The sequence below is a fragment of the Neptuniibacter sp. 2_MG-2023 genome (assembly GCF_030547495.1).
Lineage (GTDB): Bacteria > Pseudomonadota > Gammaproteobacteria > Pseudomonadales > Balneatricaceae > Neptuniibacter.
In genome coordinates this window covers 23,773-38,433 of record NZ_JAUOQC010000021.1, presented here as the reverse complement: position 1 = coordinate 38,433, position 14,661 = coordinate 23,773, and the positions used below count along the sequence as shown (strand labels likewise).

The 14,661-nt window shown below is 42.4% G+C and carries 14 protein-coding genes and 2 tRNA genes; 10 read left to right on the top strand and 6 right to left on the bottom strand.

The window, feature by feature from the left end; all coding sequences use genetic code 11:
• From Q4486_RS15100 to Q4486_RS15080, 5 genes are all read left to right on the top strand, one after another.
• Positions 1 to 77: transfer RNA gene (locus Q4486_RS15100), tRNA-Arg, on the top strand.
• Between the two features lie 80 nt (positions 78 to 157).
• Positions 158 to 1,624, top strand: a complete 1,467-nt coding sequence (gene thiI / locus Q4486_RS15095) for a tRNA uracil 4-sulfurtransferase ThiI (protein WP_303519992.1) — start codon at positions 158 to 160, stop codon at positions 1,622 to 1,624.
• A gap of 223 nt (positions 1,625 to 1,847) precedes the next feature.
• On the top strand, positions 1,848 to 2,084 hold the full coding sequence (locus Q4486_RS15090; RefSeq protein ID WP_303419476.1) for an OadG family protein: 237 nt from the start codon (positions 1,848 to 1,850) through the stop codon (positions 2,082 to 2,084).
• Positions 2,085 to 2,140: 56 nt separating this feature from the next.
• Complete coding sequence (oadA, locus tag Q4486_RS15085) at positions 2,141 to 3,922, top strand: sodium-extruding oxaloacetate decarboxylase subunit alpha (protein WP_303419479.1); 1,782 nt, start codon at positions 2,141 to 2,143, stop codon at positions 3,920 to 3,922.
• Positions 3,923 to 3,931: 9 nt separating this feature from the next.
• On the top strand, positions 3,932 to 5,233 hold the full coding sequence (locus tag Q4486_RS15080) for a sodium ion-translocating decarboxylase subunit beta (RefSeq protein WP_303519991.1): 1,302 nt from the start codon (positions 3,932 to 3,934) through the stop codon (positions 5,231 to 5,233).
• 74 nt (positions 5,234 to 5,307) lie between these two features.
• Here Q4486_RS15080 and Q4486_RS15075 read toward each other — a convergent pair whose 3' ends face one another.
• A complete protein-coding gene (locus Q4486_RS15075) occupies positions 5,308 to 6,231 on the bottom strand; it encodes a histone deacetylase family protein (RefSeq protein ID WP_303519990.1) in 924 nt (307 codons plus the stop codon).
• A 294-nt stretch (positions 6,232 to 6,525) separates the two neighbouring features.
• Here Q4486_RS15075 and Q4486_RS15070 point away from each other — a divergent pair, with 294 nt between their 5' ends.
• Positions 6,526 to 8,130 carry a tetratricopeptide repeat protein gene (locus tag Q4486_RS15070; RefSeq protein ID WP_303519989.1) on the top strand — a complete coding sequence of 535 codons (1,605 nt, stop codon included), beginning with the start codon at positions 6,526 to 6,528 and terminating at the stop codon, positions 8,128 to 8,130.
• A 172-nt stretch (positions 8,131 to 8,302) separates the two neighbouring features.
• On the opposite strand, the gene Q4486_RS15065 is transcribed toward Q4486_RS15070, so the two are convergent.
• Positions 8,303 to 9,211 carry a LysR family transcriptional regulator gene (locus tag Q4486_RS15065; protein ID WP_303519987.1) on the bottom strand — a complete coding sequence of 303 codons (909 nt, stop codon included), beginning with the start codon at positions 9,209 to 9,211 and terminating at the stop codon, positions 8,303 to 8,305.
• A gap of 88 nt (positions 9,212 to 9,299) precedes the next feature.
• On the opposite strand from Q4486_RS15065, the gene Q4486_RS15060 reads away from it, so the two are divergent.
• A complete protein-coding gene (locus Q4486_RS15060; RefSeq protein ID WP_303519986.1) occupies positions 9,300 to 9,761 on the top strand; it encodes a DUF4440 domain-containing protein in 462 nt (153 codons plus the stop codon).
• A 475-nt stretch (positions 9,762 to 10,236) separates the two neighbouring features.
• On the opposite strand, the gene Q4486_RS15055 is transcribed toward Q4486_RS15060, so the two are convergent.
• The 4 genes from Q4486_RS15055 to flgA form a co-directional block, all read right to left on the bottom strand.
• Positions 10,237 to 10,313 (bottom strand) — tRNA-Arg (locus tag Q4486_RS15055).
• 79 nt (positions 10,314 to 10,392) lie between these two features.
• Entirely contained in the window at positions 10,393 to 10,881 is a 489-nt protein-coding gene (locus Q4486_RS15050; protein WP_303419497.1) for a flagella synthesis protein FlgN, read from the bottom strand.
• Between the two features lie 9 nt (positions 10,882 to 10,890).
• Positions 10,891 to 11,202 (bottom strand): flagellar biosynthesis anti-sigma factor FlgM, encoded by a 312-nt coding sequence (gene flgM / locus Q4486_RS15045; RefSeq protein WP_067867153.1) that lies wholly within the window; start codon positions 11,200 to 11,202, stop codon positions 10,891 to 10,893.
• Between the two features lie 140 nt (positions 11,203 to 11,342).
• Entirely contained in the window at positions 11,343 to 12,038 is a 696-nt protein-coding gene (gene flgA, locus Q4486_RS15040) for a flagellar basal body P-ring formation chaperone FlgA (protein ID WP_303519985.1), read from the bottom strand.
• 83 nt (positions 12,039 to 12,121) lie between these two features.
• On the opposite strand from flgA, the gene Q4486_RS15035 reads away from it, so the two are divergent.
• From Q4486_RS15035 to flgB, 3 genes are all read left to right on the top strand, one after another.
• Positions 12,122 to 13,060: a chemotaxis protein CheV gene (locus Q4486_RS15035; protein WP_303419504.1), complete on the top strand. Its 939-nt coding sequence runs from the start codon at positions 12,122 to 12,124 to the stop codon at positions 13,058 to 13,060.
• A gap of 32 nt (positions 13,061 to 13,092) precedes the next feature.
• Complete coding sequence (locus tag Q4486_RS15030) at positions 13,093 to 13,941, top strand: protein-glutamate O-methyltransferase CheR (RefSeq protein WP_303419507.1); 849 nt, start codon at positions 13,093 to 13,095, stop codon at positions 13,939 to 13,941.
• Between the two features lie 322 nt (positions 13,942 to 14,263).
• A complete protein-coding gene (gene flgB, locus Q4486_RS15025; RefSeq protein ID WP_303419509.1) occupies positions 14,264 to 14,659 on the top strand; it encodes a flagellar basal body rod protein FlgB in 396 nt (131 codons plus the stop codon).
• Positions 14,660 to 14,661: the final 2 nt, after the last annotated feature.

Below are 14,661 nucleotides of genomic sequence, written 5' to 3'. Positions count from 1 at the left end.
GCGCCCGTAGCTCAGCTGGATAGAGTACCTGGCTACGAACCAGGCGGTCAGAGGTTCGAATCCTCTCGGGCGCGCCATCTAAACCTAAGCTGTATATGTATATCCCTTCGTTTTATAATAACCATTCATATTCCTTTATATTGTTGAGCTCCCCGCTATGAAGTTCTCTATTCGTTTATTTCCAGAAATTACTATTAAAAGCCGTCCGGTACGCAAACGTTTGATTCAGCGATTACAGAGTAATCTGCAGAATATGATGCGTCGTGTTGACGAGCAGATTAAAGTGCGCGGCCACTGGGATAAGCTCGATGTTGTGTGTGAGGGGGCTAGTGCCGAGATCGTGGCGCAAGTCGTTGATATTATGCAGCGTACGCCGGGTATTCATAGTTTTGTGGAAGTGACAGAGTATCCATTGGGTGATTTTCACGATATATACGAAAAAGCACACGCAATTTATGCTGATGAGCTGAGAGGTAAAACGTTTAAGGTGCGTGTGAAGCGCTCAGGCAAGCATGAGTTCCGTTCCATTGATGTTGAGCGTTATGTAGGGGGCGGCTTAAATCAGCATTCAGAGGCGCTTGGAGTCGATGTACATAAGCCTGATCTTTATGTGGATTTAGAAATTCGTAATGACAAGCTGCATGTAGTTACAAATATCTATAAAGGTTTAGGCGGTTTTCCGTTAGGAACTCAAGAGGCCACCTTATCGTTAATCTCAGGTGGTTTTGATTCTATTGTTGCCAGTTACATGTCAATGCGACGTGGCTGTAAGACCCATTTCCTTTTCTTTAACTTGGGTGGGCATGCGCATGAGATTGGCGTAAAGCAAGTGGCCCTATATTTATGGCAGCGTTATGGCTCATCTGCGCGGGTTAAATTTATTACCGTTCCTTTTGATGAAGTTGTAGGCGAGATTCTTCAATCTGTGCACCATTCTCATATGGGTGTTGTCCTTAAACGGATGATGATGAGAGTAGGTGAGAAGGTCTCTGATCGTATGGGGATCGATGCTTTAGTAACAGGCGAAAGTATTGCCCAAGTATCGAGTCAGACGTTACCTAACTTGGCGATCATTGATGCTGCGACAGAGAAGCTGGTAGTAAGGCCTCTGATAACAATGGATAAGCAAGATATTATCGATATTACGCGTGAAATCGGTGCTTATGATTTTGCGAAAAATATGCCTGAGTATTGTGGAGTTATCTCTGATCGTCCGACGACCTGCGCTAAGAAAGATCGAGTCGAGAAAGAAGAGTTAGATTTTGACTACGAGGTGTTAGAAAGGGCCTTGGAACGTCGTCAGGTTATTAGTATCGACGAGATTATTGAAGACGTAAATATTCATGCGGAAGTTGAGGCCTTAACCAACGTAGGTGCTAATCAAGTTGTTGTTGATATTCGTGCGCCCCATGAACAGGAAAAGAAACCCTTGAATATTCCTGGATGTGAAATTCAGTTGGTGCCCTTTTTTGCTCTATCCGCCGCGGCAGATGGCTTTTCTGAAGACAAAGATTATCTACTATACTGTGAGAAAGGTGTGATGAGTCAGATGCATGCCCTTCAGATGCAAGAGCGGGGCTTTAGTAACGTAAAAGTGTACCGCCCAGGTGTAGCCGAATCATAGGGCCGTTTTTTAGTTTAAGCGGCAGTGTGCCTATGTTTTTGGGTATTATGCCGTCAATTAGATGAATTTTGACCTCAATTTATTGCCAGAAATAGACTTTTCGGGTTTAATTGTGGTCCATTTGCAACCAGTGCATTCGCTAGTGAACGTTTATAAATTATAAACGGATCAAAAGTCGCTTACTAAGCGAATGGGTTTCGATAAGTACAGGAGCATCCATAAGATGGAAAATCTGCTATCAGAAGGCCTAGAATTAATGGCCTTTGGTATGGGATTCGTATTTGTATTTCTAACTTTGTTGGTATTCACGACTTCGGGAATGTCAAAAGTAGTTAGCAAGTATTTCCCAGAAGCACCTGCTAAGCCGAAAGCAAAAAAAGCTGCACCAACAGCTGCTACGGCTAGTAATGATGAGTTGATAGCTGTAATGACAGCTGCTGTTCATAAATACCGTTCATAAACAAAGAACGGATAAATAAAGAATAATCTGCATTAATCGACAGAAGGCCATTACCCATGACCGACGCTAAGAAACCACTTGGTATTACCGACGTAGTTCTACGTGACGCACATCAGTCACTTTTTGCTACGCGTATGCGAGTTGAAGATATGCTGCCGATCGCGGAAAAGCTGGATAAAGTAGGCTTTTGGTCCCTAGAAAGCTGGGGCGGCGCAACATTTGACTCATGTATTCGCTTTATCGGAGAAGATCCGTGGGAGCGTATCCGTCTGCTAAAGCAGGCAATGCCAAATACTAAACAGCAGATGCTTCTGCGTGGACAGAACCTACTCGGTTACCGTCATTACGCTGATGATGTTGTAAATAAATTCGTTGAGCGTGCTGCAACCAACGGTGTTGATGTGTTCCGTATCTTTGATGCGATGAACGATCCACGTAACCTTGAAACAGCGATTAAAGCTGTTAAGGCAACTGGTAAGCATGCTCAAGGCACAATCTCTTTCACGAAAAGCCCTGTTCATACCACTGATATGTGGGTTGAATATGCTAAAACGCTGGAAGACAAAGGCGCTGACTCTATAGCGATCAAAGATATGTCAGGTATCTTGACGCCATATGATGCATTTGATCTGGTTTCTCGTCTTAAGGCGCAAACTGATCTAGAAGTTCAGTTGCACGCACACGCTACATCAGGTCTGTCAGATATGACAATCCTGAAGGCAGTAGAAGCGGGTATCGACCGTGTTGATACAGCGATCTCTTCTATGTCGATGACTTATGGTCATACAGCTACAGAGTCTGTAGTTGCTGCGTTAGCTGGTACAGATCGTGATACAGGCCTTGATCTGCTTCAACTTGAAGAGATAGCAGCTTACTTCCGTGAAGTGCGGAAGAAGTACGCTAAATTTGAAGGTTCTTTGCGCGGTACTGACTCTCGTATTCTTGTTGCTCAAGTGCCTGGTGGCATGTTGACTAATATGGAAGGCCAGCTGAAAGAGCAAGGCGCTGCTGATAAGTTTGATGATGTATTGGCAGAGATTCCACGAGTACGTGAAGATCTAGGCTGGATTCCGCTAGTAACGCCAACGTCTCAAATCGTAGGTACGCAAGCGGTGATTAACGTCCTTATGGGCGAGCGTTATAAAACAATTTCTAAAGAAGTTCAAGGTATTCTTAAAGGTGAGTATGGTGCAGCTCCTTCATCATACAATGCAGAACTTCAGGCCCGTGTTCTAGATGGCGGAGAAGAAATTACCTGTCGTCCAGCGGATCTGCTTGAGCCCGAAATGGATAAATTGGTTGCTGAGTTGAAAAATCTAGCAACTGAAAAAGGCATCAACCTAACGACTGGTGAGAACGAGATTGATGATGTTCTAACCTATGCGTTATTCCCACAGATTGGCCTGAAATTCCTTGAAAATCGTAATAACCCTGATGCATTTGAACCTGTACCTACATTAGAGGACGCACTAGCGATGTCTGCACCTAAGAAATCTGGATCAGAAGTTTACACAATCACTGTTAACGGTCAGAACTACGTTGTACAAGTGGCTGAAGGCGGAGATATCTCTGCTGTAGCACCTGCATCTGCTGCGCCAGCTGCTGCTCCTGCACCAGCGGGTGAAGGTGAAGATGTGCCAGCACCGCTAGCGGGTAATATTTGGAAAGTTGAAGTGTCTGCAGGTCAAGCGGTTCAAGAGGGTGATGTACTTGTTATCCTAGAAGCGATGAAAATGGAAACGGAAGTACGTGCAGCACGCGCAGGTACGATTGTGACTATCGACGTAAGCGAAGGTGACGCTGTTCAGGTTGGCGATTCCTTGCTGACACTGGCTTAAGGTATTCTGATGGAAAAGTTAACCCAACTGTTTACAGCCTCAGGTATTTACAATATCACGGGCGGCCAGTTCATCATGATTTTGGTTGGCTTGTTGCTATTGTTTCTAGCCATCCGAAAGAATTTTGAGCCTTTGTTACTTGTGCCTATCGGTTTTGGCGGCATTATGGCAAACATCCCTGAAGCGGGACTTGCTTATTCTGCAGTTGAAAACGCAGTGCATTTTGCTGTACCTGAAGTGTTGAACTCGCTTGCGGGTGCGCTCAACATAGCTAGTACAGACCCTCATGAGATTCTCCATGCTTATCATGGATCATCAGCTGCTGAGCATACGGCTGCAGTTTATGCGGCTCAAGATAGCGGTTATAACAACGGGATGTTGTATAACTTCTACACGGTTGCTATTGCTTCGGGTGCCGCACCATTGCTGATCTTTATGGGCGTAGGGGCGATGACTGATTTTGGTCCCTTGTTGGCGAACCCTAAAACACTGTTCTTAGGTGCTGCTGCGCAATTTGGTATCTTTGCGACTGTATTAGGGGCTGTTGGCCTAACGGCGATGGGTGTTATGGACTTTAACATTCAGGAAGCCGCTGCTATAGGTATCATCGGTGGTGCTGATGGACCTACAGCAATCTATGTTACGAGCTTGCTTGCTCCTCACTTGCTTGGTGCAATTGCGGTAGCTGCATACTCCTATATGGCGCTTGTTCCTCTGATTCAGCCGCCAATAATGAAAGCATTGACGACAGAAGCAGAGCGTAAAATTGCGATGCATCAGCTACGTCACGTGAGCAAGGTTGAGAAGGTTCTTTTCCCAATCTTGTTGCTTGTATTGGTTGCCTTATTGCTGCCTGATGCTGCGCCATTATTGGGTATGTTCTGTTTCGGTAACTTGATGCGCGAGTGTGGTGTAGTGGATCGTTTAAGCGATACTGCACAAAATGCACTGATCAATATCGTTACAATCTTTTTGGGATTGTCAGTAGGGTCTAAATTGTCTGCGGATAAATTCTTAGATCTTCAGACACTAGGTATTCTGTGCTTAGGTATTGTTGCATTCGGTATTGGTACTGCTTGTGGTGTTATCATGGCTAAGATCATGAATAAAATGGCAGGCGGTAATGCTATTAACCCACTTATAGGCTCGGCAGGTGTATCTGCGGTTCCTATGGCTGCGCGTGTATCGAATAAGATAGGTTTAGAGGCTAACCCTCATAACTTTCTGTTGATGCATGCTATGGGGCCTAACGTAGCGGGTGTAATCGGATCTGCAGTTGCTGCGGGTGTGATGATTAAGTTTGTAAGTTAAGCTTATTTCAAGACGACACAAGCAAGTGATTAAAAAAGGCTGCCAATTGGCAGCCTTTTTTGTTGAACTTGGATTTAATGTCCGGACAGAACTTCGATATGAGCTTGTACACTAAAGGCGAGCGATATTGGGTTATAACCGCCCTCTAAAATAGATACTATGCGGTTCTTACTATAAGTCTTTGCCGCATCCATCAAAAATTGAGTGACCCAGCGATAATCCTCTTCATTTAGCTTTATATCTGCCATTGGGTCTTCATGGTGAGCATCAAAACCTGCGGAGATGATGATCATATCGGGCTTATGTGCTTGTATCGCAGGTAGCCACCTTGATTCAACCAATTTACGGAATACCATACCATCACTATGGGCTTCCATAGGGCAGTTTATGATATTGTCCCGCTGGATATCGCTATAGCGTTTGGGATAGAAAGGGTGCTGAAAGGTCGAGCACACTAATACTTCTGGCTTGTCTTTAAATATATCAACGGTCCCGTTTCCTTGATGGACGTCAAAATCAAAGATAGCCACGCGTTCTATATCTGGCTGCTGTAAAGCATGCATGGCAGCAATTGCCGCATTGTTGTAAAAGCAGAATCCCATAGGATTATTATGCTCTGCATGATGCCCTGGCGGACGTACAGCGCAGAATGCGTTTTGAACTTTGCCTGCAATTACCCTGTTTGTGGCTAATATGGCTGATCCGGCTGCTAAGCTTGCCGCATGTAATGAGTCTGGGCATAGGGCAGTATCTTCATCAGTATAGATAATACCTTGTTCCGGAAGTTTCATTTCTAAACGTTTTTGATGGAGATGGGCATGAGCTAATTGGATCTGCTCAGGGAGAACGTGAACAGATTGAATCTGTTCAAGTTCTTGCATCAGCCCTGTTTTTTCCAGTACTTTCTTAATGGCGACAAGGCGAATAGGACTCTCTGGATGCTCTGGCCCCATATTATGTAAGCCACAATCATCATGTGTGATAAATGCTGTAGTCATAAGTATCTATTTTTATATGTTTTTATGTAGTGTACCTGAAACCTGTAGATGAAGATCTCATCATATTGTATCAATACCCCCAGATTACGCTTAGTGGGAGCGGTTTTTCTTGATCTGGGTCATTCGCGTTTAGTTGTTCTCCCTATAGGATAGTCAACACAGCATAGAACTGTCTTGGCACCAAGTGTTTCACCCTACGCTTGGTGCTTTTTTTTGTTTTCAGTAAAGGCTTTTGTCTTGAGGCCTCCGCTTTTATACTGCATACATATATGTAACTTTATCGCGGATGGTTGAGTGGCTAAGGTAGATTATTCTGACAAACAAGTGTTGCTGATTGAAAGTAGTGGCAACATGCGTGCAACAATCTTCTATATGCTAAGAAGCTTAGGTGTAGTGAACCTTAAAGCGATCACTATTAATGAGCGAGTTCTATCCGAAATATCCGAAAATAACTACGATGTTATTCTGCTTGGCCATAATGTAAATGATAGTGTGGCCGGTATTCAGATTCTTGAAGAGTGCCGCTATCTTGGTTATATCAAACCAAGTGCCTGCTGGGTTTTTATGACCAGCGATTCGTCGCAAGAAGTCATTTTACATGCAATTGATAGCCGCCCCGACGAGCTTATTATGAAGCCTTTCTCTATTGATGAGCTTAAGCATCGATTAGATAGCATATTGTTTCGTAAAACTATTTTTAAGCCTATTGATGATGCGCTTGAGATCGGTGATTACCCTACGGCCATAAATTACTGCAAAAATAACTTTGCTAGTTATGATGCCGAATATGATGAAGCACAGTTAATATTATCGCGTTTATTAACTCAGTTTGGTAAATCGCAGGAAGCTGCCAAAATTGCAGAAAAGCTCTATTGGAAAGGCCATGATAAAGAAGCGGGCTTGTGTTGGGCACAGGCGCTTCTAGCGCAAGGTAATATTGAAGAAGCGCAGCGATTGTTAAATGAGCTGATTAGTGAATACCCTTTGTTTATTGTTGCTTACGACCTTTTGGCTTCTAGTCATGAGAAAAATGGTGATCTTGAGTTAGCTTGTGAAACAGTGAATGAAGCCACTCAACGCTCACCATTAGGTATTCCGCGTCAAATGGAGTTGGGGCGCTTAGCTACTCAAACGAAAAAGCTCGACCTCGCTGGAGGTGCTTATAAAAAGTCGATCGCATTAGGTCGGCATAGTTGTTATAAGTCGCCAGAACCTTATTTACGCCTAGCAAATGTAAAGCGAATAGAACTCTCTGCTGCTGAAGGAAACGCAGAAGTAGGGCTTCATAATGAGTTTGAAAGCATAATTGAACAGGCTTATAAAACCTTTCCTGAAGATCATCTGTTAAAAGTAAAAGCGTCATTGCTGAAAAGTGAGCTGTATAACCAACTTGGTGACACTGAAGCGGCAAATAAATGCACACGTGATGCCCAGAGAGCTAATTCGGAGCTATCCACACCGTTAAACTTAGAACGTGAGTTACTCAATGTAATGGGTGATGCTGTACCGCTGATCGAGCCTGAGAAGACGAAGCGTGCAGCACCAGTGGTCAGTAAAAAACATGACCCTGAGATGAGTGTCAAAGTGAATCGCTTAGGTGTTAAGCATTACCTCTCAGGTAAAATGCCTCAAGCCCTCAAATATTTTGGTTTAGCGACCGAGTATGACACGACTAACGTTAATGCGTTGCTCAACTTGGCTCAGCTTTTTCTTGAGTCGGCGAGAGATACCGTAGATAAGCGCGCAGAGCGCTTAAAAATGGTAGAGCGTTATTTAAAATTATCGAGCCGATTGGTTTCTGATGGCGTTGAGAAAGATAAATACCACCGATTGCAACACTACTTAGAAGAAGGGGTAGATAAGATACCTGATGGATCTTTGGGGAACCTTATACGCTAATTTTTTGTAAATAAGAATGGAGCGTATTACTACGAGGCTGCTATGCCGAAGCTGCGGTCATGAATAAGATGATTATAGGGCGACTGTAAGAAGAGCGTTTATCGCAGACTTAGGAGGTCATTGGATGCTGTAGAGGTCAGTTATCTGAAAGTAAGGCGATAAACGTTTAGCGCTACTGTAAATCAGAAAAAATATAGTTTTTTAATACCTCCAGCGATTGATTGTTGCGTTGTTTCAATGAAATGCAGCTATATTTCACCATTAGCTCTGCTTTGGGTAATGGTCTAAACACTGTCCCTGTGACACATGTATGCTTTAGTGGAGCGGCTAACGTTGCTATACCTTGACCTGCCGCGACCATAGCAATGGCCACTGAACGAGGAGTGGCTTCAATAATTTTCTTAGGGCTAAACCCTGCTTTGTGACATTGACCAATGATTTCATCGTACAGGGTGGGGTTGGTATCTCGTGGAAATAAAATTAAAGTCTCTTCTATTAGGTCGCTAAATGTTACTTCACTTTTCTGTGTAAGAGGGTGAAAATTGGGCAAAACTACCCCAGTCTCATCGGCTTTGATAGGAATTGTATCAAGTAATTCATTGTCAGGACGGTACAAAATGAACGCTGCATCTAGGCTTTCATCAATGACGCTCCGAATTAACTTATCTGATGTTGTTTCTACAAATTCATACTCGCAATTAGTTAATTCAGTATTCAATTTTTGTATGATACTGGGTAGAAAGCCGGACATGACTGCACTGGAATAACCAAGCTTTAGTTTATTTATTTTGCCATGACCAATAGAGTTAGTTCGCATTGTAATGGTGTTAATGTGATCAAATATACTTGGCAAGGATTCATATAAATACTGACCGGCATTGGTGAGTTTTATTTGTCTTCTTTGTCTATCAAACAATTGGCAGTTTAGGCTTTCTTCTAGTTGTGCTATTTGACGAGATAGCGCTGGTTGGGCCACGTGAAGCTCTTCGGCTGCTTTACGAAAGCTCAAGCAATTGGCAATTACCCAGAAATAACGGAGTTGGCGTAAATCGAAGTTGAATTGATATAATTTAGGTATCAAATGATTACATTTCCATATTGGACTGATATGGGTTTGCTGAAGATAATAATATCTACTTAGTTTTTTTAATCAACTTATGTGGATAATTATGAATATACAAGTTTTAGTTAAAAGCTGTATTGCTGCAGTGATCTTATCTGTTTCTGGTTTAACTTTTGCCGAATCTAACCTTGATAATCGACAGTTAGCAGAGCAACTTAATCAAAAATGGGACGACTTATTCAATAAAGGCGACCTTTCTGCACTTACGCAACTTTATAATGAGCAAGCAGTGATCTCACCAGGTAATGGTCAAGTTTTAAAAGGGCAGCAAGCGATTGCTGAACTATTTAAAGGATTTATTGATGGTGGCGTTCATAGCCATAAAATCTCAATAATTGAGATTGAACGCGAAGGTAATGTTTTGTATCAAGTTTCGAATTGGCAAGCATCTGGGCAAGCACAAGATGGTGTAATTCCAACTTTTGGTGGTGTAGTGACTTTGGTTTCAAAGCTCAATGAAGCGGGTGAGTGGAAGTTACAAGTACATAGTTGGAACATGGGTAAGTAATTATTTGGTTGTCTAATCGATATGTCAGAAGGGTGAAAAGTAATCTATAAAGATTTTACTGCATGTAGCGAATTGGTAGTGTTGTATTAAATAGTAGATTTCACCCTGTTCATGCCAAGGTTCAAGGACGAACGATGTTGGTTTGCCTCGATAATCTTATGAAATTTATAGTCCTATGCCTAAATTAATTTAGATCATCATTCCTACACAGGAAGTGTCTGAGCTTTAAGGTTTTAATCACGCTTTAATTAGTCAAAATATACGGTTTTATTGCATCGGAGAATATTCTGAAGTGTGGTAGTACTGAATATGTTTTGACGGCTTTGAGGTTGATTCAGATGTGTGGTGTTAAAGCATTATGCTGTCTTATGTGGCGTATGCGACCGTATAGGTCAGCTTGTTTGTATTGGTAAATAAGCTGACATTTAAAAGTTAATTTTATTTAACTTATTGTTTTTAAGATATTTTAAAGGAATGGTGTCCCAGAGAGGATTCGAACCCCTGGCCTGTCCCTTAGGAGGGGACCGCTCTATCCTACTGAGCTACTGGGACTGAAGTAGGTGTGAAATTCTGCGAGATTCTAGCGCTAATTCTATGAAGAGTCACTAGCTAGGCGTGGTATTAGGATGGTTTAGGCTTTGCCTATCCTGTTTTGAGCTTTATAAAGTCCAGAGCTGCCTGCTTTAGTGTAGAGCTGATCCTGTTTTTTCTGTCCGCGCACAATGGCTAGTAACTGGGTTACATTTTGTTGACTGCGGTGAATCGCTTGCTCGTTACGCTTATTTTTATGTTGTAACTCTTTCAAATACTGCTTGATAAGCACGTAGTGTTCAGCTGCTTGCGATAAAAGTGGGCTGTCTTCTTCCGTGTCTCCGGGGAGTCCATAATCACCCGCTTCGATGTTATAACCGAAAGATTTCAGTAATTCTACGCGTTCGAGGGTGAAATTATGGAAGCTATTGAGCAGCGCCATTTTTTCCTGAGTGGTATCACTCAAGCGATCGATGTCTTTGCTGCTCAGAGCTTCAAGCTCTTTGTCGTAAATAGAGCTGAGTGATTCTAAAAGCAAAATACCCTGCTCTAGCAGGGTATTAAGTTCTGTTATTTGTTGCTCAGTCATGTCATTGCTTTAAAGTAGGTTATCAAAGTTAAGCATCTTTTCAGCTACGCGTTCAGCGTTAATCTGATAGCTACCACTTTCTATTTCCTGTTTGATTCGCTCGACACGTTCATTGTCCACATCAGGTGTGTCAGACAGTTGCTTGTCAACATTCTGCAGTAACTGTGCTGCATTGCTGAGATTGACTGTATCACCTTTATTGGACGGGGGCTGCTGGGCAACTGCACCGTTGCCATTTTTGGCAGCGTTACCTTGCTCATTAGTCCGTGCACGAGTGCTTGCCGTCTGTGATGATGACAGGCTCGTGAGATCATTAATCATTTATCCGTCCTCTGTACTGTATCTGAACAAGCTTATCGGCGGCTCTTAATAGAACTTTAAGAAAAAATTAAATTATTTTCTTGTGGTGTTATAAATGTAGTATAGCAGTTGAATTATGGCCAATCTACTTGGGAGTGAGGCTAAGGGACTTGTACTAAACCCGCTTGGATTATTTTAGCTTTAACCATCACACCTGAACGGTCATTTCTGACTTTGATCTGTTCTCCTAGTGTTCCGCTTTCGAGGGCAGTACCTGATGTTCGGATGCTTACACCATTAAGCTTGGCTTCGATAATAAGCGCGTCACCTTTAGATACAGCTAAAGGTGCTTTGAGCATTGATGTGGTTATTATCGTATCGGCGGCGATGCTTCTTTTATTTGTCCAGCCTATAATGTCTTGGAGTTTGGTAAAATAAACCGATCTTAAGGAGGTGATCTCAACCTCTTTAAGTTTTATATCTTGCATGCTGATATAGGTTCCGCGGGCTAAACTAGATTGTGTGACCACAGCTATATCAAATTCTTTTACTTCTGCTGTTATGAATAGCTGCCAAAGAGGTGATGGGCAGCGTGCTTTTAGGGTGATGCGACTGCCGCTGCCTTTTGGTGTTTGAAATTCATAAGGGGCTAAGCAGGTTTTTAGTTTGATTTTTCTGCTAATCGGGTTAAGTTTGATCTCTACACGTGTGCCAGTCCCTATGTTGCTGTAGTGTTCATAGAGGTAATGTTCAGCCGACTGCTCAAGTTTTTCTGCTTCACCAGCAGCAAAAAGCTGTAAGGGTGACAAAAGAAAAGTGGTTAGTAGGAAAAGTCGTGTTAAATTATAAGTATTCACGTTGTGTCATCAATATTCAGGGTGGCGTATTTGTGTGTAATATAAAAATAGAATTGATTTAATCTCTACGGGATTGTTAGATCATGTCAGGTATCCTAGATAGTGTAAACCTACGTACTCAGATGGTGGGCCAGAATAGGCTCGAACTATTATTGTTCGCTTTGGAAAGCGATCAGCAGTACGGCATTAATGTGTTTAAAGTACGAGAAGTTTTACAGTGCCCAAAACTTACAGAGGTCCCTAGACAGACTTCTGCGATTAAAGGGATGGCACATATTCGTGGTGAGACAATTCCTGTATTGGATCTGTCAGAAGCGATTGGGCGTGAGTCTGTACCTAAAGATCAACGTCGCGACTGTTTTTTGATTGTCGCTGAGTACAATCGTCGTACATTGGCATTTTTAGTGCGCCAAGTAGATCGTATTCTGAATACGCAGTGGGATCAGATTATGGCTCCACCAACAGAAATAGGTGTAGAAAACTATCTGACAGCTATTTTTGAGCACGAAGATCGACTGATAGAGATCTTAGATGTTGAGCAGATTCTTGCTGATCTTTACCCTATGCCTACAGAGGTAAGTAAAGAGGTAGCTGATGATCAGCTTCGTGAAAAGGCCAAAGAGTACCAGATACTTATAACTGATGACTCTTCGGTTGCGCGTAACCAAATGAAGCGTAGTTTGGAAGGTCTAGGGATTAAAGTTACAGCTTGTAATAATGGTCGCCAGGCATGGGATTTCTTATGTGATTTGGCCGATCGTGGGATTGATGTTACGACTCATTTTTTGATGGTTATTTCAGATATAGAAATGCCTGAAATGGACGGTTATACCTTAACTTCTATGATCCGTGATGATGAGCGTATGAAAACTATGCATGTTGTTTTACATACATCCCTATCCGGTGGTTTTAACGTATCAATGGTTAAAAAAGTTGGGGCTGATGGCTTTCTTGCCAAATTTAACCCTGATGATTTGGCGACAGCGGTTGTGCAACGTATTCATCAAGTTGAAACAAAGTAGCAGCGCATGTTGAATAGGAGTGCCTACTCTTCATGAGTATTACGCCTCGGGCTGGTTTTGCTATTACGGATTCTGATTTCGAACTATTTAGTCGCTTTCTTGAAGAGACGAGCGGTATATTGCTGGCTAAACATAAGCAATACCTAGTTCAAAGCCGGTTGGGCAAAATCGTTCAAGAGCAAAACTGTCTTAGTTTAAAAGACCTGATTACTAAACTTCAGAGCCCCGCTTCAATGAAATTGCGTGAGCAAGTTATTGATGCGATGACGACGAATGAAACGTTATGGTTTAGAGATGTACATCCGTTTGATATTCTTAGAGATCGTATTTTACCTGAGCTATTAAGTCGTGGATCAGGTTCAAAAATACGTATCTGGTCGGCTGCATGTTCTACCGGACAAGAACCATATTCCATCAGCATGACGTTTGATGAGTTTAAAAAGAAAACTCCGGGTAAGTTGTTATCAGAAGAGATTGTTGCCACCGATATATCTACGCAGGTATTAGCCCAAGCTCGACGTGGTGAGTATGAGATGTTAGCGATTGGTAGAGGGCTTTCTCAGGATCGCTTAGTTCAGCATTTTAGTGAGACTGCCGGTGGTAGCTGGGTTGTTAAGCCTGATATTAAAGCGCGTGTGCGTTTTCAAAGCATTAATCTGTTAGGCCAGTATTCTGCGCTGGGCCAGTTCGATGTTATTTTTTGTCGTAATGTGTTGATTTACTTCTCCAGTGAGAAAAAAACTGAAATTCTAACTAAGATGCATTCGGTGTTAAAACCTGGAGGTTATCTGATTTTGGGAGCATCAGAGTTTTTGTCAGGTTTATCTGATAAATATCAGATGATTCATTGTCAGCCTGGGATAATTTATCAAGCAATCTGATAGATATCCGATCTATATTAAGCCGTAGATCTCTTTCTGCGGTTTAGTTATCTTCCGCTTTCCGCTTTCCGCTTTCCGCTTTCCGCTTTCCGCTTTCCGCTTTCCGCTTTCCGCTTTCCGCTTTCCGCTTTCCGCCTTCGCCTTCCGCTTTTATCTCTATTTGTTTGCCGGGCGGCAAAGAAGAGGTTTTATATTGCCGTTTCTCGCCGGTAAATTTAGCGGATATTAGTCTGTGTTTTTATATCTATTTGTTAAATAAAGATTTTTTTGTTTTGGTATGTGTATTGCTTAATAGAACGTATTCAATAAAGGAGATCGTTTGATGGCAATTAGCTTTGATGCAGCGCTGGGGATACATGATGATGCACTATTATATCGTGCACGTCGCGCAGAAGTGCTGGCTAATAATATTGCTAATGCCGATACGCCTAATTTTAAAGCAAAAGATTTAGAGTTTTCTCAGATCTTAAATCAGGCATCTGAGATGACAATTAAACAGGCGGCAACATCTCCTAAGCATCAAACAACGTTATTAAGTCCTGATCTTGCCGCTGACATGATGTTTCGTATTCCTTCTCAGGCATCTGTTGACGGTAATACGGTTGAAGTTCAGCAAGAGATGGCTCGTTACACTGAGAATGCACTGGATTATCAGACATCTTTCCAGTTGTTGAATAAAAAAATAACAGGGCTGAAATCAGCGATTAAAGGTGAATAGTC